Raw genomic sequence first — 26,183 nt, forward strand, 5'->3', positions numbered from 1 at the left:
CAAAGCTTGAGGCCGCGCGAGTTCGACCACGACGATGTCCTGCGTATCGCCTTCGACCAGTTCTGGCGCAAGGGCGTGCGCGGCACCTCGCTGTCGGACATCGCGCGCGACGCCGGTGTCCAGCGCGGCAGCCTCTACAACGCCTTCGGCACCAAGGAGGCGCTGTTCCTGCAGGCCTATGAGCGCTATGCGGCCGATTATCTCCTTGCGCTGCAAAAGGCGCTCGGCGCGGGCTCATTGCGAAAGCGCCTCACCGCGTTCTTCGACCTGACCATCAGCAACTTCCGCGCCGGCACGCCGCCGCGCGGATGCCCGACGACGCGCGGGCTGATGGAGCTCGGCGCGGCCGAAGGCGAGGGGCTGGACGAGGAGGCGCGGCAGGCCTTCGCGAACCTCATCTCGCGCATCACCGTTCTGGTTCAGGAGACGTTGTCGGCAGGTGCGGCGCGCGGTGAATTCAACGGCAATTCCGCGGCCGCGGCGCTGCACATCATCACGGTGACGCGCGGCCTCGCCGTGCTCGAACGTGCCTTCGGCGACGAGGCGCAGCTGCGCAAGATCGCGTCCCACACCATCGATCTCGTGCTCGGCAGGAAGGGCGGCTAGGTGTCAGCAGACCGCGAGCGCGTTGACCGCCCGCGTCGTCACGGTCTCGTTCTCGTTGCCGACGAACTGGCAGACGACAGTTTGGAGCTCGCCCGGCTGCTTGCCGCGTGCCACCGCCAGCAGTCGCATCAATTCCGCCTCGTCCTTCGACAGGCGTCGGCACGACGGCGGCATGAAGCACAATTGGCAGGGCCGGCCGCTGCGCAGGATTCTGACGAGCGCGGCAACGCGTGCGACCAGCAGCGGGCTGTCGGTGATGCCAGGCGCCTCGTCGGCAAAGCGATAGGCCGCCTCCCAGCAATCGGACGCGCCGGTCGTATAGGCGGCAGCGATGAACCGGAACAGCGAGAGCGTGACGCGGCCAAAATCATCGTAGCTCTCGACGTCAGGCCGCGTCGCAAGCGCGGCCTGAAGCGGACAGAGCCGCGCCTCGCCGGCTTCCGTGGCAGGCACAGAGCCGCAACTATCCTGCATCATGCGCGATCCCGGTCAGTGCAACGTGGGGCTTCCGACCAGCCAGCTCTTCATCGCCATCGTCTGGTCATGGTCCAAAGACGGAACGTGCCGGTCGGGCAGGATGAGACCCGCCATGCGGAAGATCGTTGCAAGCCCCCGCACGGGTGCGAGAGCCCAATCGGCGCCGACTGGCGGCAGCCAGCATTCGAACTGCTCGCGCGCGATATCGTCGCGCTCTTTCTGCGCGGCCGCGATCGCCCGTAACATGCTGTGCTCGCTGTCGGACATGCGGGGGCAGGTCGGGCAGTGCACCGCGATGGCCGTATGCGCCGTGCAGGCAAAGATCTCGATGATGGATTCCAGCGAAGGCACGGCGTCGCCCACGCCAAAATGGTCGTCACTTGCTGGATGTCGGCCGCGGTCGGAACGGCGCTTCCGCTGCGCGCCTTGGCCCGAAATCCCCAAATGAAGAGCCGCTCCGCTGCGCTCAGCGCCGGAAGGTCGAGAGACCCTGTCGATGTCGATTGGTGCATTGAGCCTCTGGCCTCCGGCTGCGCCCATGCCCCGGCTGGCGCCGATGATCTGCGCCGATCGTTCCGTCAGAGCCCCCTGCAAGTCAACGCTCGGAGGGGCGATGTCGAGGTCTTCTAGTTTTGAAGAGTTCGCATCTCGGATGCAGCCAGCCTCGCGAGCCTGCGAGCCGTCTGCGGCATGCCGGTAGGATGCATGGAGTTTTGCGGGGTGGGGGAACCCGAATGCTTAAAGCTTTGCTAAGGGGCGCGGGATAAACTGGCATATCAGCCTTCCAAATCTTGCGAGCACCAATGTTTTTCTCCCGCATCAGTTTCAAGCTGGTCCTGATTGTCGGCATCAGCCTCCTTGGCATGATCGCGCTGGCGCCGATCGCGCTTTCGACCTTGCGCGCGCAGATGATCGCCGATCGTCAGGCCAAGACGCAGCACTTGGTCGACGTCGGCTACGGCATCCTGGCGCACTACCAGAAGCTCGAGAGCGAAGGAAAACTCCCGCGCGAGCAGGCCCAGGCCGGCGCGATCGCGGAGATCAAGAGCCTGCGCTACGACAAGGTCGAGTATTTCTGGCTGAACGACATGACCCCCAAGATGGTCATGCATCCGATCAAGCCCGAACTCGACGGCAAGGATCTCTCCGGGATGAAGGATCCGTCCGGCAACGCGCTGTTCGTCGGCTTCGTCGACGTCGTCAAAAAGCAGGGCGCGGGCTTCTACAGCTACCTCTGGCCGAAGCCCGGCTTCGACCAGCCGGTCGGGAAAATCTCCTATGTGAAGGGCTTTGCGCCCTGGGGCTGGATCATCGGCACCGGGATCTATCTCGACGACGTCGACGCCGTTTTCCGCCAGAATGCGATGACCTTCGCCCTGGTGTGCCTGGTCGTGTTCGTGCTCGTGCTCGGCGCCTCCTTCGTGATCGGCCGCAGCGTGACCCGGCCGCTGGCGAAGATCACGGCACTGACCGACCGCCTCGCCGCCGGCGACAGCGCGTTCGACGTGCCCCATACCGATCGTCGCGACGAGATCGGCGGGCTCGCCAAGGCGCTCGCCGTGTTCAAGGACAATGCGTCGGCGGTCGGCCGCATGCACGCCGAACAGCAGGAGACGAAGCAGAAGGCCGACGAGGAGAAGCGCAAGACGATGACCGACCTCGCCGGCAAGTTCGAAGCGAACGTTCAAGCCGTCGTCCGCGACGTGTTCAAGGAGGCGCGCGCGATGCAGCAGGCCGCGCAGGGCATGTCCGAGACCGCCGACAAGGCGACCGACCGTGCGAGCCTCGTCGCCACCGCCTGCCAGCAGGCCTCGAGCAACGTGCAGACGGTGGCCTCCGCCGCCGGGCAGCTGTCGTCCTCGATCGCCGAGATCAGCCAGCGCGTCGCGCAGGCTGCAAGCGTGGCCGACAAGGCCGCCGCCGACGGTCAACGCACCAACGACACCGTGCAGGGACTTGCTGCAGCCGCGCACAAGATCGGCGAGGTCATCGACCTCATCAACCAGATCGCCTCGCAGACCAATCTGCTCGCGCTCAACGCCACCATCGAGGCGGCGCGCGCCGGCGAGGCCGGCAAGGGTTTTGCAGTGGTGGCAAGCGAAGTGAAGTCGCTGGCGAGCCAGACCGCGAAGGCGACCGACGAGATCGGCGCGCAGATATCGGCGATCCAGGCCGAGACCAACCAGGTGGTCGGCAACATCGACAGCATTCGCAAGACCATCATGGAGGTCAACGAAATTTCCTCGTCGATCGCCGCAGCCGTCGAGGAGCAGGGCGCCGCGACGGCGGCGATCGCGCACAGCGTACGGGAGGCCGCCTCCGGCACCGACCAGGTTTCGCAGAACATCTCGGGTGTGACCGACGCGACGGCGGAGACCGGCCAGGCCGCCGGCCTCGTGCTGCAATCGAGCGGCCGGCTGTCGCAGAAGCTGCAATCGCTGGAAGACGAGGTCAGTGCTTTCGTTGCGGGGGTACGGGCGGCCTAGTATAGCAGGAGAATGAGCGCGCGCATTCTCCTGATCAATCCGAACAGTTCTGTGGCGACCACTGAGATGATGGTCGCCATCGCGAGGTCGGCCGCCGTGGACGGCTTCGACATCGACGGCGCGACCGCAACGCGCGCGCCGCAAATGATCGTGACGCCGGATGCGCTGGATGCAGCTTCCATCGAAGTTCTGGAGATCGCGCAGTCGAACCGGCATGCATGCGACGGCATCATCGTCGCGGCGTTCGGCGATCCCGGGTTGGCCGGGATCAAAGCCGCGGTTAAACGGCCCGCGGTCGGTATCGGTCAGTCCTCCATGCTGGCAGCCGCCGAGAACGGCCGTCGCTTCGGCGTGGCGACCACGACGCCGCTGCTGGAATCGAAGATCGACGCCGTGCCGGACGCGCTGGGGTTGCGATCGCGTTATACCGGCGCCCGCTTCGCCAAAGGCGATCCGCAAGACCTGATGGGCGATCCGGCGCGATTGCGTGCGGCGCTTGCCGGCGCGGTCGAGGCCTGCATCGCACAGGATGGCGCGGAGGCGGTCATCATCGGTGGCGGCCCGCTGGGCGAAGCTGCGTGCGAGCTTCAGCCGATGTTCACCGTGCCGATCATCGCGCCGATCCCGTCTGCCGTGGCGCGGATTATTCGCCTCATCACGGCGCGCGCGACCGATTGAAATTCCGGCCCGCGGGAACGGTCGTCGGGACCGCGTTCTTGCCCTTGACGGCCTCGGTTAAAGTGACGAAGCAGAACCATGGGACCTGCCGACCCGCGCTTGGGCACGCGGGCATGGAGACGCTGCATGTCGTTCAAGAAGCTCCTGATCGCCAATCGCGGCGAGATCGCCATCCGCATCGCGCGCGCCGCAGCCGATTCCGGCATCGCGACGGTCGCGATCCATCCCGCGGACGATGCGATGTCGCTGCATGTGCGGGTTGCCGACGAGGCCGTCGAAATCCCCGGTCGCGGCGCGCGGGCCTATCTCGACATCGAGGCCGTGGTCAAGGCGGCGAAGAGCGCAGGCTGCGACGCCGTGCATCCCGGCTACGGCTTCCTCAGCGAGAACGCTGCGTTCGCGAAGGCCTGCGCCGATGCAGGCATCGCCTTCGTCGGGCCCCGGGCCGCGGCGCTCGAGTTGTTCGGCGACAAGGTGGCGGCACGGCAACTGGCAAAGCGCTGCGGCGTCCCGATCATCGCCGGCACCAGCGGGCCGTCCTCGCTGGAGGACATCGCGGCGTTCTTCACCTCGCTCGGCAGCAACGCGGCAATCGTGATCAAGGCAATGGCCGGCGGCGGCGGGCGCGGCATGCGCGTGGTCGAGCGCGCTGCCGATCTCGCGGAGGCCTATGCGCGCTGCCAGTCCGAGGCCAAGGCCGCGTTCGGCTTCGACGGCGTCTATGCCGAGCGGTTGATCCGGCAGGCGCGCCATATCGAGGTGCAGATCATCGGCGATCGCGACGGCGCGATCTCCCACCTCTGGGAGCGCGAATGCACCATTCAGCGCCGACACCAGAAGCTGATCGAGGTGGCGCCGAGCCCGTCGCTCAGCGACGGCTTGCGTGGCCGTATCATCGCGGCGGCGAAGCAACTCGCCGTGGCCGCGTCGTACGACAATCTCGGCACGTTCGAGTTCCTGGTCGACGGTGCCGCCGAAGACAGTTTTGCCTTCATCGAGGCCAACCCGCGGCTTCAGGTCGAGCACACCGTGACGGAAGAGGTGCTCGGCCTCGATCTCGTCCGCGCCCAGCTCGCGGTCGCCGCCGGTGCCTCGCTTGCCTCGCTCGGCCTGGCGCAAGGCTCGATCCCGAAACCGCGCGGCTATGCCATGCAGCTCCGCGTCAACATGGAGACACTGGACGAGCTAGGCGCGACGCACCCGACCGGCGGCGTGCTCGCCGTGTTCGAACCGCCGTCGGGCCCCGGCGTCCGCGTCGATAGTTTCGGTTATGCCGGCTACAAGACCAGCGCCGCCTTCGACTCGCTGCTGGCAAAGGTCATCGTGCATACGCCCGGTGAAGCCTGGCACGACGTGGTCGCCAAGGCTTCGCGCGCCTTGCGCGAGTTTCGGATCGACGGCGTCATCACCAACATCGCCTTCCTCCAGGCGGTGCTGGCGCATCCCGACTTCAGGTCCAACCGCATCGCGACCGACTTCATCGATTGCAACATGGGCAAGCTCGTCGAAGCCGCGGATGGCGCGGCCAAACCACTTTATTTTGCAGCGACGGAGCGAAACGGCGGTCCCGGCACCGAGGCGCATACGGCACAGACCGTGCCCGAAGGCACAGTGATGGTCGCGGCACCCTTGCAGGGGACCATTGTCACTATTCAGGTGAAGGAAGGCGAGGTCGTGCGCCCGGGCCAGCAGCTCGCCGTGATCGAATCCATGAAAATGGAACATCTGGTCATGGCCGAGCAGGGCGGCCGCGTCACGAAGCTACTCGCCGGCGACGGTATCACGCTGATGCATGGCGAGCCGATCATGTATCTGGAGCCGCTCGACGTTGCGGCGGACGCGTCGGCAACGGAAACCGATGTCGATCTCGACCACATCCGTCCTGATCTCGCCGAACTGATCGCCCGCCAGGCCAACACGCTCGACGAAAATCGCCCTGCCTCCGTCGAGCGCCGCCGCAACACCAATCAGCGCACCGCGCGCGAGAATGTCGCGCAGCTCGTCGACGACGACTCGTTCATGGAGTACGGCAGCCTTGCGATTGCGGCGCAGCGGCGCCGGCGCAAGCTCGACGATCTCGTCAAGAACACGCCGGCCGACGGCCTCGTCATGGGCGTCGCGACCGTGAACGCCGAGAAGTTCGGTCCCGAAGGCGGGCGCTGCATCGTCGTGGCCTACGACTACACCGTGCTCGCGGGCACGCAAGGCCACATGAACCACAAGAAGATCGACCGCATGCTGACGCTCGCGGAAGACTGGCGCGTGCCGCTGGTGTTCTATGCCGAGGGCGGCGGCGGCCGCCCCGGCGATACCGACCGGCTCGGCATGACCGGGCTTGATGGTCCGTCCTTCGTGCAGTTCGCAAGGCTCTCGGGTCTGGTGCCGGTTATCGGCATCGTCTCCGGCTATTGCTTCGCCGGTAATGCCGCGATGCTCGGCTGCTGCGATGTCATCATCGCAACCAAAAACGCCTCGATCGGCATGGGGGGCCCCGCGATGATCGAAGGCGGCGGGCTCGGTGTCTATCACCCGGCCGAGGTCGGTCCTGTTACGTTCCAGTCGCCGAACGGCGTGATCGACATCCTCGTCGAGGACGAAGAAGAGGCAACATCCGTTGCGCAAAAATACCTATCCTATTTCCAGGGTGCGGTGACGGACTGGCAGGCCGCCGACCAGCGCCTGCTGCGCCGCGCGATCCCCGAGAACCGCCTGCGCGTCTACGACATCCGCAGCGTGATCGACCTCGTCGCGGACAAGGAGTCCGTGCTGGAGCTGCGCCGCGACTACGGTGTCGGCATGATCACGGCGTTGATCCGTGTCGAGGGCAAGCCGTTCGGCCTGATCGCCAACAATCCGCGGCATCTCGGCGGTGCGATCGACGCCGATGCCGGCGACAAGGCCGCGCGCTTCCTCCAGCTCTGCGACGCCTTCGATCTGCCGATCGTCTCGCTGTGCGACACGCCCGGCTTCATGGTCGGTCCGGAAGCCGAGAAGACGGCAATCGTGCGCCACGTCTCGCGCATGTTCGTGACAGGCGCGAGCCTGACTGTGCCGTTGTTCGGCATCGTGCTGCGCAAGGGCTATGGGCTGGGTGCACAGTCGATGATTGGCGGTGGCTTCCACGCCTCATTCTTCACCGCGGCCTGGCCGACCGGCGAGTTCGGCGGCATGGGCCTGGAGGGTTACGTCCGCCTCGGCTTCCGCAAGGAGATGGAGGCGATCGCCGACCCCGTCGAGCGCGAGACTTACTATCGCAACAAGGTCGCCGAGCTCTATGCCAACGGCAAGGCGGTCTCGATCGCCTCCGTGTTCGAGATCGACAACGTCATCGACCCCGCCGAGACCAGGCGCTGGATCATGGCGGGCCTGCGCTCGGTGCCGAAGCCGCCGGCGCGGACTGGGAAGAAGCGGCCCTGTATTGATACGTGGTGAGGGCGGTGCAGCAATTCTGATTGCGCTTCGCCGCGTTCCCGGTTCCCGATTGACATCCCCGCCTGCGGTGCCAGACTTTGCACAATAATGCAGGGTGGAGACGTCCGCGATGGCCAGCCTTTCGGCCTCGAACCATGTCGCCCGTGTCTTGTCCGTCGCCAATCAGGTTATAGACCGCTTGGCCGACGTCGATGCCTCTTCGCGCATTGCCAATTCCTGGCGGCGCTGCCTGGTCAGCCACAAGCTCGATCCCGGCCGTCAGGGGCCGCCGCAGACGCTCACCGAAGCCGAGATCCGTCACGTCGCCGAACCCATGGAGGAGACGATCCGGCTTGCAACACCGGAGCTCGACGACCTCGCCCGGGTACTGCGCGGTGCCGGTTATTGCGTCAACCTGGCAGACGTGAACGCAACCATGCTGTTCAGCCGCCTGCCCGGCGAGGCCGACGCACGACTATTCATGGACTGGAAGATCTACACAGGCTCGAATTTTTCCGAGGCCTCCGAAGGCACCAATGGGCTCGGCACCGCGCTCGCCGAGCAGAAGCCGATCCTGGTGCATCGCGACGAGCATTTTCGCGCGCAGTGGCACATGTTTTCCTGCGCCGTGACGCCGCTGTTTGACCAGGCGGGACGGCTCGCAGGCGCCGTGAACATCACCTCCTGCCGCGAGGACCTCGAACGCACCGCGCATCAGCTTGCGCTCGCGGTGACGATGGAGGCAACGCGGCGCATGGAGGGCGCGATCTTCCGCAGTCATTTCCGCAACGCCTGGATCGCGACCGTGCCGGGCGACGGCGGCGGCGGCCTGCTCGCCTATGACGACGATCGCCGCATCGTCGGCGCCTGCCGTTCGGCGCGCGCACTGCTGGGTCTCACCGACGGCTTGATCGCAGCCGGCATCGATCTGTCGCGCTATGTCAAATTCGACCATCCCGCCGCGCGCGACGCAGACGATCTCGTCGAACTGCGCCGGGCCGATGGCAGTTCACTAGGGCACGGCCATGTCGCGCCGCCGCTGCGGGCGAGGGCCTCGACCCGTCCGCTCGCGCCGCGCCGCGATGCACCGGTCGATCGCTTCGATGCGCTGCAGCGGCTCGCCGGACGCGATCCCAGCCTGATCAGGAGCGTGAAGCGACTTAGAAGCATCGGCGATCGCAATCTGCCGGTGCTGCTGCATGGCGAGACCGGCGTCGGCAAGGATGTGTTCGCCCGTGCCATTCACGCAGCCGGCAATCGCGCGCGCCACAACTATGTCGCGCTGAACTGCGCGGCGATGCCGGAAAGCCTGATCGATGCCGAGCTGTTCGGCTACGAGGCCGGCGCCTTCACCGGCGCACGCCGCGACGGCTCGAAGGGCCTGATCGTGCAGGCAGACGGCGGCACGCTGTTCCTCGACGAGATCGGCGACATGCCGATCGCGCTGCAGACGCGGCTGCTACGGGTGCTGGAGAACCGCGAAGTCTGGCCGCTCGGCGCGCTGAAGCCCGTGCCGGTCGACATTCGCCTGATCAGCGCCACCCATCGCGATCTCGGCCGCATGGCCGAGGAGGGCGCCTTCCGCACCGACCTATATTTCCGTCTGCGCGGCATGGAGGTGCGGCTGCCGGCCTTGCGCGAGCGCGCCGACCGCGACGACGTCATCCGCCAGATCGCTCACGAGGAGGCGCCGAATTGCTCGCTCTCGGACGAGGCCTGGGCGCGGCTCGCGGCCTATCCCTATCCCGGCAACATGCGCCAGCTTCGGCATGTGCTGCGGCTCGCCGGCTGCACGGCGGAGGACGACGTCATCACCGATGCCGACCTCGATCTGCCGCCGTTTGGTGGAAGGGCGGAGCCGGATCTCGCAGCGGCGGAGCGCGCGGCGATCGTCGAAGCCTTGCGCAAACACGGCGGCCGCGTGACGGAAACAGCGCGCGCGCTGAAGCTGAGCCGCGCCACGCTGTATCGCAAGATCAAGCAGTTGAAGATCGAGACGACGCAGTAGCGATCTTTCTTCCCTCTCCCCTTGCGGGAGAGGGCGGCTCGCCGCGAACGCGGCGAGACGGGCGAGGGGTATCTCTCCGCACTTGACTCTCTTGCTTCTGAGTCCGCGGAGAGATACCCCTCATCCGGGGCTTCGCGCCACCTTCTCCCGCAAGGGGAGACGGGAGCGGCAGCGAGCCTGCCGCCGCTCTCTACGAAAAATCGCTCCAGCTCAGATGTCGCGAGTCGAGGTCGCCGACTGTCACGGTGCCGCGGATTTCGCGCGGGGCGTGGAAGCTGCTGCGCAGATACACGAGCGGCGCCGCCCCGTCGGAATGCGATGCGCCGCGCACCTCGCCGACGAAGATCGAATGCGTCTTGGTCTCGAATTCCTGCGCCAGCACGCAGTCGAATGCGGCGACCGCATCGCTCAGCACCGGCGCGCCGGTCACCCCACGCGTCCACTCCCCGAACGCAAAACGGTCGTCGCCATTGACGCCCTTCTGGCCACTGAAGGTAAGCGCCAGGAGGGCGTGGTCCTCGTGCAGGAAGTTGATCGCGAACGCGCCTTCCTCGCGGATGCGCGCGTGCGCACTGGCGTTGCGGTTGACGCACACGATCAGGGATGGTGGCGAGTCCGACAGTGAGCAGGCCGAGGTCACCGTCAGCCCCGTGCGCTTGCCGTGCTCGGCGCCGACCGTCACCAGCGCGACCGCGCCGGCGCACTGGCGCATCGCCTGCTTGAAATTCTTAGCGTCGAAAGCACTGGCGTCCACCGTCACGCGGAAATCTCCGAAATGGATGTGGGTGCGGCACGATCGCGCCGCACCCGCGTCGGGTCAAGCCGCCTTCTTCGCGGAGCCGAGATGCTTCAGGCGCGGCATCACCTCGTTCTTCAGCAGCGACAGCGAGTGATGCCAGGCTTCAGCCTTGTGCTTGTAGTCGAAGCCGAACACCAGCAGCACGCCGAAGCCGCCGACCTCCTCGTAGATCTTCTCGATTTTCTCGGCGACGGTCGCTGGCGAGCCGACGATCCAGTTCCGCTTGGCGCAATATTCGACGGTGACGTCGCTATCGGGCACGTCGGGCGCGTGCTTCAGATAGTCCTTGAAGCCGAAATGGCCGAGCAGCGGCAGGAAGTACTCGCCCATCATCCGGCCCATCATGTCGCCGGTCGAGAGCCGCCACGCTTCCTCGTCGGTATCGGCGACGAACACCTCGCGCACCAGCCGCCAATCGGCCCGGTCCGGCTTGCGCCCGGTCTTGGCGGCACCGGCTACAACCGAATCCCAATGACTGCCGACATAGGCCGGGTTCAGGTTGAGGCTCATTGGAATGAAGCCGCGCTCGCCGGCGAGCTTCAGCGTGTCCGAGTTCTTCGAGAGCCCAGCGACGCCGATCGGCGGGTGCGGCGTCTGCAACGGCTTGATGTGGGGTTTCAAGAAGTCGAACATCGTGTCCGGCTTGGTCACCGTCCAGAATTTGCCCTTGTAGGTCCAGGGCGCGGGATCGCTCCACATCTTCAGAATGATCTCCAGCGCCTCGCGCGTCATGTCGCGGTTCTGTCCGCTCATGCCGTCGACATTGAACATGGCCCAGTCGCTCGGCAGGCCGCTCGCCGCGACGCCGAAATTGAGCCGACCTCCCGAGAGGTGATCGAGCATGGCGACGCGGTTGGCGAGCTCGGCCGGGTGGTGATAGGGCAGCAGGAAGCCGCCCGGCCCGATACGGATATTCTTGGTCTGCATCAGCGCCTGCGCGATCAGCAGATCGGGCGTGGGATTGGGTTCCCAGGGCGCGGTATGGTGCTCGCCGACCCAGGCCTCCTGATAGCCGAGCTCGTCGAGCCAGCGCATGACCTGCAGGTCCCAGTCGTTCCCTTCCTTCAGGCCGCACTCCGGCGGGTGCGAAGGCATCGTGAAATAGCCGATCTCCATGGGTTTCCTCATCTGATGTTGACGCGTCTTATTGCGCGGTTCACGGACGTGAGCAGGGTTGCTTGAGCAAGCGGTGTGCCACCGCTCCGCAAGCGGTGTGCCAGCGCTACAGCGGCTCAGTCCCGCGAGAAAACGCTGGTTTGCGGCGGCAATAGCCGATATCCCGTGGCGAATTTGCGGGCCGTCGTCTCATTGTCGCGAGACGGCGTCTTGCCGGTGAGACGAGGACGAGAACCGAGATGACCGAACCCGCTTACGTCGCGGTGGACTGGGGCACCAGCAGCTTCCGGCTCTGGTTGATCGATCGTACCGGCGTAGTGCTGGCCGAACGCCGCAGCGGCGAGGGCATGCTGGCGGCGGCAAAGACCGGCTTCGCGGCCGTGCTGCAATCCCATCTTGCCGCCGTCGAAGCACCAGCTCATCTGCCGGTTCTGGTCTGCGGCATGGCCGGCGCCAAGACGGGCTGGGTCGAAGCCGGATATGTCGATACACCCGCGCCGCTCGCGGCCGTCCTGGAGCAGGCCGCGCACGTGCCGGGCGAAGCACGCGATATCCGCATCCTGCCGGGTATCGCGCAGCGCGATACAAGAGCGCCGGACGTGATGCGCGGCGAGGAGACACAGCTGCTCGGCGCGCTTGGTCTCGATGCCGCAGGTGAGGCGCTGGTCTGCATGCCCGGCACGCATTCGAAATGGGTACGCCTGAAGGACGATACGATCGCGCATTTCTCCACCTTCATGACCGGCGAGCTCTTCAGCGTTGTGTCGCGCGAGACGATCTTGTCGCTTGCGGTCGCAGGCGCCGAAGACGCCGAGGACGTCGCGAGCTTCAAGGCGGCGGTGAGAGCTGCGTATGAGGCGCCGTCGTTCGCGGCCAATTTTCTGTTCGGCGCGCGCTCGCGTCAGCTTCTGTTCGGGAGCACACCGGCCGCGGCGCGCGAAACGCTGTCGGGCACTTTGATCGGCATCGAGCTGGCCGCCGGGCTCTCCGGCGCCGTGCCGAAAGCAGGCATTACGTTGATTGCCTCGGGGCGGCTCGCGATGCTGTACACGTTGGCTTTCGATGCGTTGTCGGTCACCGTGAACCCCGTCGATGCCGATGAAGCGGTCCGCCGCGGTCTGTCGATGGCGGCTGCCGCGATCTGGACGAAATGAGAGGACTGTTGAAATGAGCGTTCCCTTTCCGGCGATGAAGCGGCCACTGCTTGCGATCCTGCGCGGCGTGAAGCCCGAGGAAACGCAGGCCATCGTCGGCGTGCTGATCGAGGCCGGCATGACCGCGATCGAGATCCCGCTAAACTCGCCCGATCCGTTCCGCTCCATCGCCACCGCCGTCAAGCTCGCGCCGGCCGGCGTGCTGATCGGCGCCGGCACGGTGCTGACCACAGCGGATGTCGATCGGCTCAACGATGTCGGCGGCAAGCTGATGGTCTCGCCGAATGTCGATACGCAGGTGCTCACGCGTGCGCACCAATACGCCATGGTCACGTTGCCGGGCGTGTTTTCGCCGACCGAGGCGCTGCTGGCCGCGCGCTCCGGCGCCTCTGGCCTGAAGTTCTTTCCGGCAAGCGTGCTCGGCGCGTCCGGCATCGCCGCGATCCGCGCCGTGCTGCCGGCCGGCGTGATGATCGCCGCCGTCGGCGGCGTCTCCGACCAGAATTTCGCGGAGTACATCGAGGGTGGCGTGACGGCGTTCGGGCTGGGCTCCAACCTCTACAAGCCCGGCATGACGGTAACGGACGTTGCGGCTCGCGCAAAATTGACGATCGCGGCCTACGATCGGGCGATTGCGAAAGACTGAAGCGGCAATAAACAAGCCGTGATGTCGTCACGGTCGCACGTTATCCTATCTTGCTGCACCAGCGAGATCAGGAGACCGACATGGCGATCAACAATGTAGCCGATCTGTTCGTGGCAACGCTCGAACAGGCTGGCGTCAAGCGCATCTACGGCATCGTCGGCGACAGTCTGAATGCGCTGACCGAAGCGCTGCGGCGGCGCGGCACGATCGAATGGATCCATGTCCGGCACGAGGAGGTCGCGGCCTTCGCCGCCGCCGGGGAAGCGGAAATGACGGGCAGCCTTGCGGTGTGCGCGGGCTCGTGTGGTCCCGGCAATCTGCATCTGATCAACGGCCTGTTCGACGCCCATCGCAGCCGCGTTCCCGTGCTGGCGATCGCCGCGCAAATTCCGACCGCCGAGATCGGCAGCGGCTATTTCCAGGAGACGCATCCGCAAAACCTGTTCCGCGAGTGCAGCCATTATTGCGAGCTGGTCTCCGATCCGAGTCAGCTTCCCTACGTGCTGGAAAACGCGATCCGCGCGGCGGTCGGCATGCGCGGCGTCGCCGTTGTCGCCATGCCGGGCGACGTCGCGTTCCGCAGCCCACCCAAGCGCGCGCTGTCGACGGCGCGTGGCCTTGCGCTGTCGGCGCCGAAGGTTATGCCGCAGGCCGATGAACTGAAGGCACTCGCGGACCTCTTGAACGGCGCCGAGCGCATCACCCTGTTTTGCGGTCGCGGCTGCACCGGCGCGCATGCGCCGCTGATGCAGCTTGCGGAAGCCTTGAAGAGCCCGATCGTGCATGCGCTGGGCGGAAAGGAGCATGTCGAATACGACAATCCCTACGACGTCGGCATGACCGGCTTCATCGGCTTCTCCTCCGGCTATGCTGCCATGCACGCCTGCGACGCGCTGGTGATGCTCGGGACCGATTTTCCCTACAAGCAGTTCTTCCCGACCGATGCCAAGATCGCGCAGATCGACATCCGTCCGGAAAATCTCGGGCGCCGCTGCAAGATCGATCTCGGCCTCGTCGGCGACGTCAAGCTCACCCTCGAGGCGCTGCTGCCGCTTCTGAAATCCAAGACGCAGCGCAAGCACCTCGACGATGCGATCGCGCATTACAAGAAGGCGCGCGAAGGCCTCGACTCGCTCGCCAAGGGCACGCCGGGCAGCAAACCAATCCATCCGCAATACCTGGCAAAGGTCATCAGCGACCATGCGAGCGATGATGCGGTGTTCACCGCCGATGTCGGCACGCCGACGGTGTGGGCCGCGCGCTATCTCGAGATGAACGGACGCCGCCGGCTGATCGGCTCGTTCGTGCACGGCTCGATGGCCAACGCCATGCCGCAGGCGATCGGCGCGCAGGCCGCGCAGCCCGGCCGCCAGGTGATCTCGCTCTCCGGCGACGGCGGCTTCACCATGCTGATGGGCGATCTGATCACGCTGACGCAGATGAAGCTGCCGGTGAAGGTGGTCATCTTCAACAACGGCGTGCTCGGCTTCGTCGCACTGGAGATGAAGGCGGCCGGTTTCGTCGACACCAATGTCGATCTGGAGAATCCGGACTTCGCGGCGATGGCGCGCGCGATGGGTATCTTCGCAAGGCGGGTCGAGGATCCCGGCGAGCTCCCGGGCGCGGTGAAGGACATGCTGGCTCACAACGGACCGGCGCTGCTCGATGTGGTCACCGCCAAGCAGGAGCTGTCGATGCCGCCGACCATCACGCCCGAACAGATCAAGGGCTTCAGCCTCTGGGTCTTGCGCGCCGTGATGAACGGACGCGGCGACGAGGTCGTCGATCTCGCCAAGACCAATTTGCTGCCGCGCTAACCCCGCTTGACCGACGGCACGGGCAGCCGCTCATGGCGGCGCTGGAAGCGTTGCCAGTGCAGCACGATGCCGATCAGCAGCGCCGGTACGAAGCCGAGCGCGATCACGAAATGCGGCAGCTGCGCCGGCGAGATGAACGCAATGCCGATGTCGGAGATCAGCCAGAGCGCGGCGAACATCACGGCGAAATCGGTGCGCGGGCAGCGCAGATAGTAGAACACGGCTGTGATGACGACGGCGGGTCCGATGGCGATGCCAATCATCACCGTCGTCAGCTCCTTCGGCGTCAGCGCGTCGAGCACCATCGCGGCCAGCAGCCAGAGCGCGGCGAACATGGCGATGATGTCGAGCGGATGCCGCAACCCAATACCTCTCGCGGGAACATGCTATCGTTGTGGCCCAGACCTTGGCCGTCAAGGGAAAATGCGCCTATTCCTCGTCGTTTCCGGGCGTCGGCCGCAGCATGAAATGGCCAAAGGCCGTGGCGATCGGCTTGTTCGCATCGTCCTGCCAGGCCCGTGCCTCGAAGGCGACGATGCGCCGGCCCTGTTTCACGATCGAGACGTTGGCGAACGTGTCGAGCGCGCGGCCGGAGCGCAGATAGTTGACGGTCAGTCCGATCGGCTTGGGCAGTGCGGTGGCGCCGAGTTCACGGGCCACTCCGAAGATCGCGGTGGTTTCGAGAAACGCGCCGGTCATGCCGCCATGGATCGCAGGCAGAATCGGGTTGCCGATGATCTTTGGCGAGAACGGCATCGTCAGTGTGCCGTCGTCGTTGACGCGAATGCCGAGGCAGCGCGCGAACGGACTGTTGGCGAACGGGCCTTCCGGATCGTCCGGCGTCTCCAGCGTCGGAATGTTGCGCGAGTCCATCCTGCGGTCCGCGAGCATGTTGGTGCGGTTGGCGCCGATCATGAAACATGCTGTCGCGGTTGCGACCGGATCGTCCTCGGACTCCTGATAGGCGGTGGAGCGCACGAAGGCGATCGATCGCGTGGTGCGGTAGCAGACCGAATGCGCCTTGATGTCGAGGCCCGGCGTTGCCGGCTTCTGATAGTCGATGCGCAGATCGAGCGTCGCGATCGCGCTTGTGCCGTCCAACGCGAGTTGCACGGCCATGCCGCAACTCTCGTCCAGCATCGCGGTGACGACCCCGCCATGCAGGACGCCGGTCTCGGTGTCACCGACAAAGACCGGCCGGTAGGGCAGGCTGGACCAGGCTTCGCGCGGTGCGAAGCGGTCGAGCTGGAGCCCGCTGATCTGGCCGTAATCGGAGCGGCGACCCTTGATCGCCTCGGCGAGGTCCTCGAACGAAAGTGTGGTCGGTGAGCTGGACATGAGGACGTTCTAGACCAGTGGCGGGCGCGGCGCAAAACCCCGGATGCGCGTCCCACGGCGGGTGCCGGGGGCGGTTTGGCCTCGACAGGGCGGGCCGAAGCAACGATGGTGGGCGCCTCGTTCGTTCGACCAGCCGTAAGGAGTGCCCATGGCCGATCCCGAAACGCCCGCCACCAGCCAGGGGCCCGTCATCATTTCGACATCGAGCTCGGAGCGGGCGCCGATCATCTATTTCGACGGTGCATCCTGCTTCGGCCACCACAACGGCGCGATTCAAATCGAGCTTGCGGCGAACCTTCTGATGCCGGTCGGCGCCGCCGTCAGGGTTGACGTGGTCCAGACCGCGCATCTGCGTTGCAGCGTGGCCGCGGCGCTGGCTCTGCGCGAAGCGCTCGAAAAGGCGCTGGCAATGTACCAGCAGGGCCAGCAGCAGCCCCGGTCGGAGGAAATTCCCTCGGTGAAGAACTGAGGCCGTTCGCGGATCGCAAGTTAATGCGATCAACTCGCTCAGCTCACATGCACCTTCGGCTTCCTGCCGTCGTTCCACTTGCCGTCGAGCGCGCGCTCGATCTGGGCGGCGAGTTGCAGCAGGAGGCCGTCATTGGCCTGTTTCGCAATCGCCTGGATGCCGAGCGGCAGGCCGTGGTCCTGCGTGGCCATCGGCATCGAGATCGCCGGCATGCCGCAGAGATTGGCGAGCGGCGTGAAGGCGAAGAAGCGCCAAAGATTGCCGAACCAGTCGAGCACGTCGGGGTTGTCGGAGATGGTGAGATATTCCCGGGTGCCGACCTTCGGCGTCGGCAGCGCCGTGACCGGGGTCAGGATCACGTCCCACTGCTCGAAGAAGGCGCCGAAGGCGCGCGAGGTCGTGTTGAACACGCCTTGCATCTTCGCCCGCTCGGCGAAGCTCGTATGCCGGCCGGCTTCCCAGATCCGGATATTCATGGGTTCGATGAGATCTTCCGGCGGCCGTTCCAGTCCGCGCGCGGCGAGCATGTTGGAGATCACCACGGCAAAATTCGAGATGTAGCAGGTGGTCTGCGCCTCGAACGCGGCGCGGAAGTCGAGTTCGGGCAGGGCGTAGTCGACGTGATGGCCGAGGCCTTCGAGGAAGCGGCCGGCCTTCGCCAGCTCGGCCGCGATCTCGGGCGTCGCGGTGTAGTCGCCCCAGGTGTGCGACAGCGCGATACGAAGCTTTGACGGATCGCGCTTGATCATCTCGGAATAGGGCTGCGCTGTGGTCCAGAACGGCATGAATTCGCCGGGCGCCGCTCCCCTTGCATGATCGACGAAGGCGGCGGTGTCGCGCACCGAGCGCGACTGGCAGCCCTGGATCGAGACGAGGCCGGTGAGATCGGACATGTGCGGTGCGAGCGAGAACACGCCGCGCGAGACTTTCAAGCCGATATTGCCGTTGACGCCGGCGGGAATGCGGATCGAGCCGCCGCCGTCAGTCGCGTGTGCGATCGGCACCACGCCGGCCGCGACCATTGCGGCGCTGCCGGCCGACGAGCCGCAGGTGGTGTAGTCGGTGTCCCAGGGATTGCGCGTGACATAGACGGCCGGATTGTCGGCCGAGCTGCAGACGCCGAACTCCGGTGTCGTGGTGCGTCCGATCAGGTTCAGTCCGGCCTGGCGGAATTTGCCGGTCAGGAACGTGTCGGCGCTGGCGCGATTGCCGCGCATTAACAGCGAGCCCATCTCCTGGAGCCGGCCCTTCATGGTCGGGCCGAGGTCCTTCACCAGGAAGGGCAGGCCTGCGAACGGGCCGGCGAGATTGGCGCCGTCCTTGGCCGGATCGGCGATCACGTCATCGAACAGCTCGACCACGCCCGACAGTGCCGGATTGACCTTGGCGACGCCCGCGGCGGCCTGGCGCGCCAACTCCTTTGCCGTGAGCTCGCCCTTGCGGACGCGCGCGGCCAGCCCCACGCCATCGTGCTGCGCCCATTCGTTCCAGCTCATCGGGAAAGTCATGCGATCCAAACCTCTTCGTGCGCCGCCATCTTAGTTTCGCACAGGAACACTTTAATCAACTGAGCGGCGCGAAGGGCAGGGTTGCGCCGGATGGAGAGGTAATCCCGAATTGCATGCGCGCGCATCAATTGGAGAACTTTGCGATCACCGCGACCGGCCCGCCGCCGGCTGGGCCCTGATGCTCGGCGCCGCCGGAGACGTAGACCGCACCAGTGCCGGCGAGGCCGGCAATCAACCCGCCAACGGCAGCCCGGGCGTGGCGTGTCGAGCTGATATCGGTATCTTCGAGCATGGTGTGGCGGAAGCCGCGCACGCTGCCATCAGGGGAGGCCTCGGCCTTAGCGAAGATGTTGACAAGCTTGCTGCCGGTCGGCGTCTGTTGCCCGGCACGGAGCCCAACGCTCTCCAGCGCCGCAAGCACCGCGGCGGCGTCGATCGCATCGCTCATCACGGCATGCCCGATCTCGAATTCGCTCGTCGAGGACATCGAATTGCCGAGCACGATGACGACGTTATACATGAGCTCGATCCCGGACGAGGTCGAGGCGACGTTCGAGAACAGATCGTAGCGTCGCAGCACGTCCTCATCACGAACGCCGGTTGCGATCTCGCCGAGCGCGACCGCAACGCCGAGCGCGGAAGCGCCGCGCGAATAGGCCATCGAACTGTAGGCGCTGGTCGTCGCTGTCTTGTGACCGCGCGCATTCGCCGCTTCGACGCGCTCGCTGGTGAGCAGCGGGCATTTGATCTGCACGAAATGGACGTCGGCGGGATCGGCGATCCCGGCATCCGCCATCGCGGCCTTCACGGCCTTGGCTGTCTCCGTGATCTGAGCGGAGCGGCCGAGCTCTTCAGGGAGAAAATCCCGCGTGTGCGCCATGCCGATGCTCAGGCGCTTGCCGGAGAGGCCTGCCGGGCGCTGTAGAATGTCCTGGCGCGTGAACACCGTGATGTGCGGGCTGAGCACGCCCTCGGTGCCGCCCGACATCACGAAGGCGATGCGTTGCTCGACCTCCTGCGGCGACAGCCCGAGCTGCGGCGCCAGCGCCGTGCACAGCGCGGCAACGGCATATTCCCGGGTAAAGTCATTGACGCCGCCATTGCCTTCGGTCTTGCCGAGGATCGCCAGGATGGATGCCGGATCGATCGCGCCGGAGCCGATCATGCTCATCAATCCGGAGACGTCGCCGGGGCCTCTGGTGGCGACCTTGAAGACGCCGACCGATGTCGTCCGCATTATAATCCTCACATGAAGTTCAGGAGTCCGGCAGACAAAACAGCCGCTGAACCGGGGCGCCTGTCAAGGTGTCGAGGCAATCCCCATTGTCGTCCTGGCGAAAGCCAGGACGACAGCAGGACGTGCGCCGTCTGCGTAGCACCCACGATTGTGGCGAGATCGCATCGCTTCGACAAAAAATCCCTTGTCGACGGTCGTCCGCCGCACCTTGATGAATCAACCCTGATTGGTCCATAAGCGGCGTCCCGCAGCCGGTGGTTCGCCTCCGCGATGCGTGCTTGGATAGAGGGGTTCTCGCGTGGCAAATATCAACCAGAAAATTGCGCAGGAGCTTGGGGTTCGGGCGGAGCAGGTCGAGGCGACAGTGGCGCTGCTCGACGGCGGCGCCACGGTTCCCTTCATCGCCCGCTACCGCAAGGAAGCGACCGGTGCGCTCGACGACGCGCAATTGCGCACGCTGGAGGAGCGCCTGGGTTACCTGCGCGAGCTCGAGGACCGCCGCAAGGCCATCCTCGAATCGGTCCGCGAGCAGGGCAAGCTCGATGCCGCGCTGGAGGCCTCCATTCTCGCTGCCGACAGCAAGGCGCGCCTCGAAGACATCTATCTGCCGTTTAAGCCGAAGCGCCGCACCAAGGCCGAGATCGCCAAGGAAGCCGGGCTCGAGCCGCTCGCCTTTCAGCTCATGGCCGAGCCCAACAACGATCCGAAGGTGGTCGCTGAAGCCTTCGTCAATCCCGAGAAGGGCGTTGCCGATGCCGCTGCGGCACTCGATGGCGCCCGCGCCATCCTGGTCGAGCGATTCGACGAAGACGCCGACCTGATCGGCGCGCTTCGCGAGGAGGTGTGGACTAATGCGCGCATGACCTCCAAGGTGCGCGACGGCAAGAAAACCGAGGGCGAAAAGTTTGCCGACTATTTCGAGTTCTCCGAGCCGCTGACCAAGCTGCCCTCGCACCGAATCCTCGCAATGTTCCGCGGCGAGAAAGAAGAAATCCTCGATCTCCAGATCCAGGCCGAGGCCGAACCATCGCCGCCCGGCGTGCCGAGCGTCTATGAACTGAAGATCATGAAGCGGTTCGGCATCGCCGACCTTAAGCGCGCCGGCGACCGCTGGATGATCGATACCGTGCGCTGGGCCTGGCGCACCAAGATCCAGGTGCATCTCAACATCGACCTGCGCATGCGGCTGTGGAATGCGGCCGAGACAGAAGCCGTGCGCGTGTTCGCCTCGAATCTGCGCGACTTGCTGCTCGCGGCGCCCGCCGGCACCCGCGTCACCATGGGTCTCGATCCCGGCTTCCGCACCGGGGTCAAGGTCGCCGTCACCGACGCGACCGGCAAGGTGGTGGATACCGCCGTGATCTATCCGCACGAGCCGCAGCGGCAGTGGAACGAGGCGCTTGCGATCCTCGGCAAGCTCGCGCTGAAACATCGTGTCGAGCTGATCGCGATCGGCAACGGCACCGCCTCGCGCGAGACCGACAAGCTCGCGGCCGACCTCGTCAAGGGCCTGCCCGACTTGAAGATGACCAAGATCGTGGTGTCGGAAGCCGGCGCGTCGGTTTATTCGGCCTCGGCGTTCGCCTCGGAGGAGTTGCCGGGCCTCGACGTCACCCTGCGCGGCGCGGTGTCAATCGCGCGGCGGCTCCAGGATCCTCTCGCCGAGCTCGTCAAGATCGAACCCAAGGCGATCGGCGTCGGCCAGTACCAGCACGACCTAGGCCAGGCCAAGCTCGCCAAATCCCTCGACGCCGTGGTCGAAGACTGCGTGAACGCCGTCGGCGTCGACGTCAACACCGCGTCCGCTCCGCTGCTCGCGCGCGTGTCGGGCGTCGGCTCCGGCCTCGCCTCGAGCATCGTGGCACACCGCGACGCCAACGGGCCGTTCAAGTCGCGCAAGGCGTTGAAGGACGTGCCGCGGCTCGGCCCCAAGGCGTTCGAGCAGTGCGCGGGCTTCCTGCGCATCCTCGGCGGCGAGGACCCGCTCGACGCCTCCGGTGTGCATCCGGAAGCCTATCCGGTGGTGCGCCGGATTCTCAGCGCCACCAAGAGCGACATCAAGGCGCTGATCGGCAGCAGCGACATCGTTCGCACGCTGAAGCCGAAAGACTTCGTGGACGAGACGTTTGGTCTGCCGACCGTCACCGACATCCTGCGCGAGCTCGAGAAGCCCGGTCGCGACCCGCGTCCGGCCTTCAAGGCAGCTGTGTTCATGGACGGCGTCGAGGAGATCAAGCACCTCAAGAAGGGCATGATCCTCGAGGGCACCGTAACCAACGTCGCGGCGTTCGGCGCCTTCGTCGATATCGGCGTGCACCAGGACGGCCTCGTGCACATCTCGGCGATGTCCAAGACCTACATCAAGGATCCGCGTGAAGTGGTGAAGCCCGGCGACATCGTCAAAGTGAAGGTGCTAGACTTCGAGGTCGCGCGCAAGCGTATCTCGTTGACACTACGGCTCGACGACGAGGTCGGCGCCAAGAAGGACGCGCCCGGCATGCAGCGGGATAACAGCTCACGTAACCCGTCCCGCATGACGTCGTCGGCCCCGCGCCAGCAGGAGTCTTCCGGCGGCGGTGCGCTCGCCGAAGCGCTGCGCCGCGCGGCCGAGAAAAACGGCGGCAAGCGGGCGTAGCTTCTAACCTCTCCCCGCTCTCACCCCACCCTCTCCCCGCAAGAACGGGGCGAGCGAGTGAGAGAGCAGCGTCTCCCTAACTTCCGCGTCAGAATCTGGCGCGTTTGTAAGTTGAAGGCGCCTGTCCCTTCCTCTCATCTGATCCTCCTCGCGCGGCAGAATATTGTCGCGCAGCACGGAGGATGCTTCGATGGACAACAGGATTCTCAAAGGCCTCACCGCGGTGACGATCGCAGCGGTGATGGCGCTCGCTTCACCGGTGCTTGCCAGAGGCGGTGGCGGTGGCGGTGGCGGTCATGGCGGATTCGGCGGTGGTGGGCATTTCGGTGGCGGCGGCATGCACACGGGAGGCTTCGGCGGCGGCATGCACACCGGTGGCTTCGGTGGTATGCGCGTCGGCGGCATGGGCGGCGCCCGTTTCGGCGGCCCGGGCTTTGGCGGTGCACGTTTCGCGCATGCGGCGATCGGGCCGCGCTTCGCTGGCTCCGGCTGGCACGGCAGGCCCTTCATCGGCCGCCATGCCTTCTTCCGGCACCACCATCGCTTCTTCTTCGGAGCACCTTTCATCTATGCCGGCTACTATGACGGCTGCTGGCGCAGGAGCTTGACGCCCTATGGGTGGCAATGGGTCAATGTGTGCGGAGACTCTTGGTACTAGCATCGCCGTACCGCACCATTGTCGCGATCGTCATCGGACGGTTCCGCTCAGCCCCGGAACGGGATAGTCTGGTGGCGATCGTCGCGCGGAGTTTGTCATGACCGGAGCTCACCGCCGCATTCTGGTCGTCGAGGACGACGCGGAAACCGCAGGCCAGCTCGTCGAGGAGCTGACGACTTCCGGCTACGACGTCGATCTCGCCGCCACCGGGCGCGAAGCGCTCAGCCACGGCGCCGCGCGCGACTATGCCGTGATCACCATCGACCGCATGCTGCCCGATATCGACGGCATCAGCGTGATGCGCCAGTTGCGCGACGACGGCATCGCCGCGCCGTTCCTGATCATTTCCGCACTTGGCGAGGTCGACGACCGCGTGCGCGGCTTGCGGGCCGGCGGCGACGATTATCTCGTCAAGCCGTTCTCCTTCACCGAATTGCTGGCGCGGCTGGAGGCACTCGGCCGGCGCAGCGACACCGTCGCCAAGGAGACGATCCTGCGGGTCGGCGATCTCGCCATCGACCTGATCGCACGCAGCGCGAGCCGCCGCGGCCGGAAGATTCCGCTGTTGCCGCGGGAATTCCAATTACTCGAATATCTGGTCCGCAACGAGGGCCGCGTCGTCTCGCGTGCGATGCTGCTCCAGCATGTCTGGGATCTGCATTTCGATCCCTCCACCAACATCATCGACGTCTATGTCGGACGCGTCCGTCGCAAGGTCGATGATGCCCAGGCCTATCCGCTGATCCACACCATCCGCGGCATCGGATATTGTCTCCGTGCTCCTGGCTAAAACGCTCCGCTCCTCGACCTTCCGCCTTGCGCTGATCGCGATCGCGGCGTTCGGGCTGATCGTCGCGGCGATCATGGCCTATGTCTATTTCGGCACGATCGCCTATGTGCAGAGCCGTGTCGGCGATGCCGGCGACCACAGCGGCTTCACCGCGATGATCGAGCTCGCAATGGCCGCTGTCGCCGTGCTGATGCTGGTGCTCGCCGGGCTCGCCGCGGTGCTGGTGACGCGCCGCACGGTCGGGCGGATCGAGGAGATCAACGCCACCAGCCGCGCCATCATGATGTCGGGCCTCGACCAGCGCATTCCCTTGCGCGGCAGTCACGACGAATGGGACCGGGTCGCCGAAAACCTCAACCAGATGCTCGACCGCATCGAGACTTTGATGGGAGAGGTCAAGCAGGTCAGCGACAACGTCGCCCATGATTTGCGTACGCCGCTGACGCGCATGCGGGGTCGGCTGGAAAAGGCTTATCACGCCTCGCGCAATGGCGAGGCCGACGCGGCGCTGATCGGTGACACCATCGCCGATCTCGACGCCGTGCTCGGCATGTTCGCCTCCATCACGCGCATCTCGGAGATCGAGACCCGCGCCCGCCGTAGTGCGTTTCGCACCCTCAATCTCGCCGAAATCGCCGGCGAGGTCGTCGAGCTCTACGATGCCGCCGCCGAACAGGTTGCGACGCGGCTCAGCCTCGGCGGCGATCGCGAGGTGGCGATTATTGGCGATCGCGACCTGCTGTTCGACGCTATCGCCAATCTCGTCGACAACGCGATCAAGCACGGCTGCAAAGGCGGGCAGGTGACCGTCACCTGCAGCAGCACCGACGGCGGTGCGACGATCGCGATCGCCGACGACGGCCCGGGCATTCCGGCGGATCAGCGCGATCACGTGTTCAAACGCTTCTACCGGCTCGAGCAGAGCCGCTACACCCCGGGTAACGGCCTTGGCTTAAGCCTGGTCGCCGCGGTCGCTCGCCTCCATGGTGCCGAGATTGCCCTGCACGACAACGCGCCGGGCCTGACGGTCCAGCTCAGCTTCCCGCCGCACCCGACCTAGAGCTCGATCACGCCGCGGCGGGCCGCATGTGCCACCGCATCGGTGCGGCCGGTAGCGTCAAGCTTGTCGAGCAGCGAGCCGACATGGAATTTCACCGTGTGGACGGAAATGCCGAGCTGACGCGCGATCATCTTGTTGGAGCCGCCTTCCGCCATCAACGCCAGCACGTCGAGCTCACGCTGCGTCAGCGCAATGTCCTCAGGCATGATGCGCGGATCGCGAGTGACAATCGTCGCGGCGGCCTTCTCGCCGGGTTCGGCGAGGCGAAGCCCGGCGATATTGCCGAGCAGAGCAGCCAGGCGATCGGCGAGGGCGGGATCGTCGATCTCCAAAGCCAACACGATCTCGGGCGCGATGTCCTCGCTCACGCCGCCGGCCTCTCGCCGATCGTGACCTTGAAGCTGACCGGCTCGCCGCCGCGGCGCGCCGCGATATCGACCACCGCGCCCACGCTCGCCGGACCCAGCGTCCGCGACAGCGCGCGCACGCCGGACAGCTTCTGGTCGTTGACCGCGACGATGACGTCGCCCTGGCGGATGCCGGCCGCCGCCGAAGGGCCGGCCTTGTCGACATTCATCACCATCGCGCCGACGCCGTCGTCGAGCCGGACCGGCTGCAGCCCGAGGCCGAGATATCCGCGTGCGATGCGGCCGCGCGCCTCTAACTGGGCCGCGACCCGCTCGATCGTCGCTGTCGGGATCACCAGCACACGCCTCGGGCCGAGCACGGCCATGCCGAAGGCTTCGCCCGATGCGTCGAGCGCGAGGCCGCCCTGCTGGCTGGAGCGCAAGCGGACGTCGAGCTCGATCCGCGCGTCGATGTCGCCGCCGCGCAGGGAGCGCCAGCTCTTGCCGGACTGCGACACCATCGCGAGCGCGGCGCTCGGCGTATCGCGGTTGGTGGCGACGACGACCGACAACGCGCCAAGGGGCGGCACAATTGTGGCCAGCTTGACCGGGGCAATCGCCGTATCGGCGCGCAGCAGTGCGATATCCGTCGTATGGTCGCGGCCGGCGATCGTGGCGGCCGCGGTGCTGCCGTCGGGGAGGCCGATCTCGACGTCGCCCTCGTCGGCCAGCGCCTCGTCGGCGGTGACGATCAGGCCGGGTTTCCAGACGAAGCCGGTGGCGCGGGAACGATGCGAATGGACGGCGACGACGGACGGCGCGGTGCGGGACACCATATCCGCGAGCGCGGACGACAGCGAAGTCAGGGGAGTTGAGTCGGTCATGGCAGGCTCCTGTAAAGCTGTCCTCAATCTGGGATGTCGCGGGCGATCGCGTAACTGGC

At 66.0% G+C, this 26,183-nt stretch carries 23 protein-coding genes; 13 read left to right on the forward strand and 10 right to left on the reverse strand.

Annotation, left to right across the window (positions count from 1 at the left end):
• Positions 1-6: 6 nt before the first annotated feature.
• Positions 7-606: a TetR/AcrR family transcriptional regulator gene (locus tag AC0L3B_RS24705; RefSeq protein ID WP_247296142.1), complete on the forward strand. Its 600-nt coding sequence runs from the start codon at positions 7-9 to the stop codon at positions 604-606.
• A gap of 3 nt (positions 607-609) precedes the next feature.
• On the opposite strand, the gene AC0L3B_RS24710 is transcribed toward AC0L3B_RS24705, so the two are convergent.
• Together AC0L3B_RS24710 and AC0L3B_RS24715 are read right to left on the reverse strand one after the other, a co-directional pair.
• Complete coding sequence (locus AC0L3B_RS24710) at positions 610-1,083, reverse strand: hypothetical protein (protein ID WP_247296140.1); 474 nt, start codon at positions 1,081-1,083, stop codon at positions 610-612.
• 12 nt (positions 1,084-1,095) lie between these two features.
• Positions 1,096-1,446, reverse strand: coding sequence for a hypothetical protein (locus tag AC0L3B_RS24715; RefSeq protein ID WP_018453636.1), 351 nt, complete (start codon positions 1,444-1,446; stop codon positions 1,096-1,098).
• A 440-nt stretch (positions 1,447-1,886) separates the two neighbouring features.
• Here AC0L3B_RS24715 and AC0L3B_RS24720 point away from each other — a divergent pair, with 440 nt between their 5' ends.
• From AC0L3B_RS24720 to AC0L3B_RS24735, 4 genes are all read left to right on the forward strand, one after another.
• On the forward strand, positions 1,887-3,569 hold the full coding sequence (locus AC0L3B_RS24720) for a methyl-accepting chemotaxis protein (RefSeq protein ID WP_018453637.1): 1,683 nt from the start codon (positions 1,887-1,889) through the stop codon (positions 3,567-3,569).
• Positions 3,570-3,581: 12 nt separating this feature from the next.
• Positions 3,582-4,247, forward strand: coding sequence for an aspartate/glutamate racemase family protein (locus AC0L3B_RS24725; protein WP_247296136.1), 666 nt, complete (start codon positions 3,582-3,584; stop codon positions 4,245-4,247).
• Positions 4,248-4,373: 126 nt separating this feature from the next.
• On the forward strand, positions 4,374-7,679 hold the full coding sequence (locus tag AC0L3B_RS24730) for an acetyl-CoA carboxylase family protein (protein ID WP_247296135.1): 3,306 nt from the start codon (positions 4,374-4,376) through the stop codon (positions 7,677-7,679).
• A 109-nt stretch (positions 7,680-7,788) separates the two neighbouring features.
• Positions 7,789-9,666, forward strand: a complete 1,878-nt coding sequence (locus AC0L3B_RS24735; RefSeq protein WP_247296133.1) for a sigma-54-dependent Fis family transcriptional regulator — start codon at positions 7,789-7,791, stop codon at positions 9,664-9,666.
• A gap of 190 nt (positions 9,667-9,856) precedes the next feature.
• Here AC0L3B_RS24735 and AC0L3B_RS24740 read toward each other — a convergent pair whose 3' ends face one another.
• A complete protein-coding gene (locus tag AC0L3B_RS24740; RefSeq protein ID WP_204512308.1) occupies positions 9,857-10,426 on the reverse strand; it encodes a flavin reductase family protein in 570 nt (189 codons plus the stop codon).
• A 57-nt stretch (positions 10,427-10,483) separates the two neighbouring features.
• On the reverse strand, positions 10,484-11,581 hold the full coding sequence (locus AC0L3B_RS24745; protein WP_018453642.1) for an LLM class flavin-dependent oxidoreductase: 1,098 nt from the start codon (positions 11,579-11,581) through the stop codon (positions 10,484-10,486).
• A gap of 239 nt (positions 11,582-11,820) precedes the next feature.
• On the opposite strand from AC0L3B_RS24745, the gene AC0L3B_RS24750 reads away from it, so the two are divergent.
• The 3 genes from AC0L3B_RS24750 to poxB all read left to right on the forward strand — a co-directional run bounded on the left by AC0L3B_RS24750 (position 11,821) and on the right by poxB (position 15,198).
• Entirely contained in the window at positions 11,821-12,735 is a 915-nt protein-coding gene (locus tag AC0L3B_RS24750) for a 2-dehydro-3-deoxygalactonokinase (protein WP_018453643.1), read from the forward strand.
• Between the two features lie 13 nt (positions 12,736-12,748).
• Positions 12,749-13,381, forward strand: a complete 633-nt coding sequence (locus AC0L3B_RS24755; protein ID WP_204512306.1) for a 2-dehydro-3-deoxy-6-phosphogalactonate aldolase — start codon at positions 12,749-12,751, stop codon at positions 13,379-13,381.
• Positions 13,382-13,461: 80 nt separating this feature from the next.
• A complete protein-coding gene (gene poxB / locus AC0L3B_RS24760) occupies positions 13,462-15,198 on the forward strand; it encodes a ubiquinone-dependent pyruvate dehydrogenase (RefSeq protein WP_473381158.1) in 1,737 nt (578 codons plus the stop codon).
• On the opposite strand, the gene AC0L3B_RS24765 is transcribed toward poxB, so the two are convergent.
• Positions 15,195-15,560, reverse strand: coding sequence for a hypothetical protein (locus AC0L3B_RS24765; RefSeq protein ID WP_018453646.1), 366 nt, complete (start codon positions 15,558-15,560; stop codon positions 15,195-15,197). The genes poxB and AC0L3B_RS24765 overlap by 4 nt on opposite strands.
• A gap of 67 nt (positions 15,561-15,627) precedes the next feature.
• Positions 15,628-16,536 (reverse strand): PaaI family thioesterase, encoded by a 909-nt coding sequence (locus AC0L3B_RS24770; RefSeq protein ID WP_018453647.1) that lies wholly within the window; start codon positions 16,534-16,536, stop codon positions 15,628-15,630.
• 148 nt (positions 16,537-16,684) lie between these two features.
• Here AC0L3B_RS24770 and AC0L3B_RS24775 point away from each other — a divergent pair, with 148 nt between their 5' ends.
• Positions 16,685-17,005 carry a hypothetical protein gene (locus AC0L3B_RS24775; protein WP_018453648.1) on the forward strand — a complete coding sequence of 107 codons (321 nt, stop codon included), beginning with the start codon at positions 16,685-16,687 and terminating at the stop codon, positions 17,003-17,005.
• Positions 17,006-17,043: 38 nt separating this feature from the next.
• On the opposite strand, the gene AC0L3B_RS24780 is transcribed toward AC0L3B_RS24775, so the two are convergent.
• Both AC0L3B_RS24780 and atzD read right to left on the reverse strand, forming a co-directional pair.
• Positions 17,044-18,513, reverse strand: a complete 1,470-nt coding sequence (locus tag AC0L3B_RS24780) for an amidase (RefSeq protein WP_018453649.1) — start codon at positions 18,511-18,513, stop codon at positions 17,044-17,046.
• Positions 18,514-18,637: 124 nt separating this feature from the next.
• Complete coding sequence (gene atzD, locus AC0L3B_RS24785; protein ID WP_085349583.1) at positions 18,638-19,750, reverse strand: cyanuric acid amidohydrolase; 1,113 nt, start codon at positions 19,748-19,750, stop codon at positions 18,638-18,640.
• A gap of 298 nt (positions 19,751-20,048) precedes the next feature.
• On the opposite strand from atzD, the gene AC0L3B_RS24790 reads away from it, so the two are divergent.
• The 4 genes from AC0L3B_RS24790 (at position 20,049) to AC0L3B_RS24805 (ending at position 24,893) form a co-directional block, all read left to right on the forward strand.
• On the forward strand, positions 20,049-22,385 hold the full coding sequence (locus AC0L3B_RS24790; RefSeq protein ID WP_377791920.1) for a Tex family protein: 2,337 nt from the start codon (positions 20,049-20,051) through the stop codon (positions 22,383-22,385).
• A 190-nt stretch (positions 22,386-22,575) separates the two neighbouring features.
• Positions 22,576-23,043: a hypothetical protein gene (locus AC0L3B_RS24795; RefSeq protein WP_456653406.1), complete on the forward strand. Its 468-nt coding sequence runs from the start codon at positions 22,576-22,578 to the stop codon at positions 23,041-23,043.
• Between the two features lie 97 nt (positions 23,044-23,140).
• Complete coding sequence (locus tag AC0L3B_RS24800; protein ID WP_018453654.1) at positions 23,141-23,833, forward strand: response regulator transcription factor; 693 nt, start codon at positions 23,141-23,143, stop codon at positions 23,831-23,833.
• The gene (locus AC0L3B_RS24805) at positions 23,820-24,893 is read left to right on the forward strand and encodes a sensor histidine kinase (protein WP_018453655.1); all 1,074 of its coding nucleotides are present in this window, start codon (positions 23,820-23,822) and stop codon (positions 24,891-24,893) included. The genes AC0L3B_RS24800 and AC0L3B_RS24805 overlap by 14 nt, the downstream gene beginning before the upstream one ends.
• Here AC0L3B_RS24805 and AC0L3B_RS24810 read toward each other — a convergent pair.
• Both AC0L3B_RS24810 and AC0L3B_RS24815 read right to left on the reverse strand, forming a co-directional pair.
• Positions 24,890-25,261 (reverse strand): response regulator transcription factor, encoded by a 372-nt coding sequence (locus AC0L3B_RS24810; RefSeq protein ID WP_007614569.1) that lies wholly within the window; start codon positions 25,259-25,261, stop codon positions 24,890-24,892. The genes AC0L3B_RS24805 and AC0L3B_RS24810 overlap by 4 nt on opposite strands.
• Complete coding sequence (locus AC0L3B_RS24815) at positions 25,258-26,124, reverse strand: S1C family serine protease (protein WP_018453657.1); 867 nt, start codon at positions 26,122-26,124, stop codon at positions 25,258-25,260. The genes AC0L3B_RS24810 and AC0L3B_RS24815 overlap by 4 nt, the downstream gene beginning before the upstream one ends.
• Positions 26,125-26,183: the final 59 nt, after the last annotated feature.

The sequence above is a fragment of the Bradyrhizobium sp. Kon56 genome (assembly GCF_055807635.1).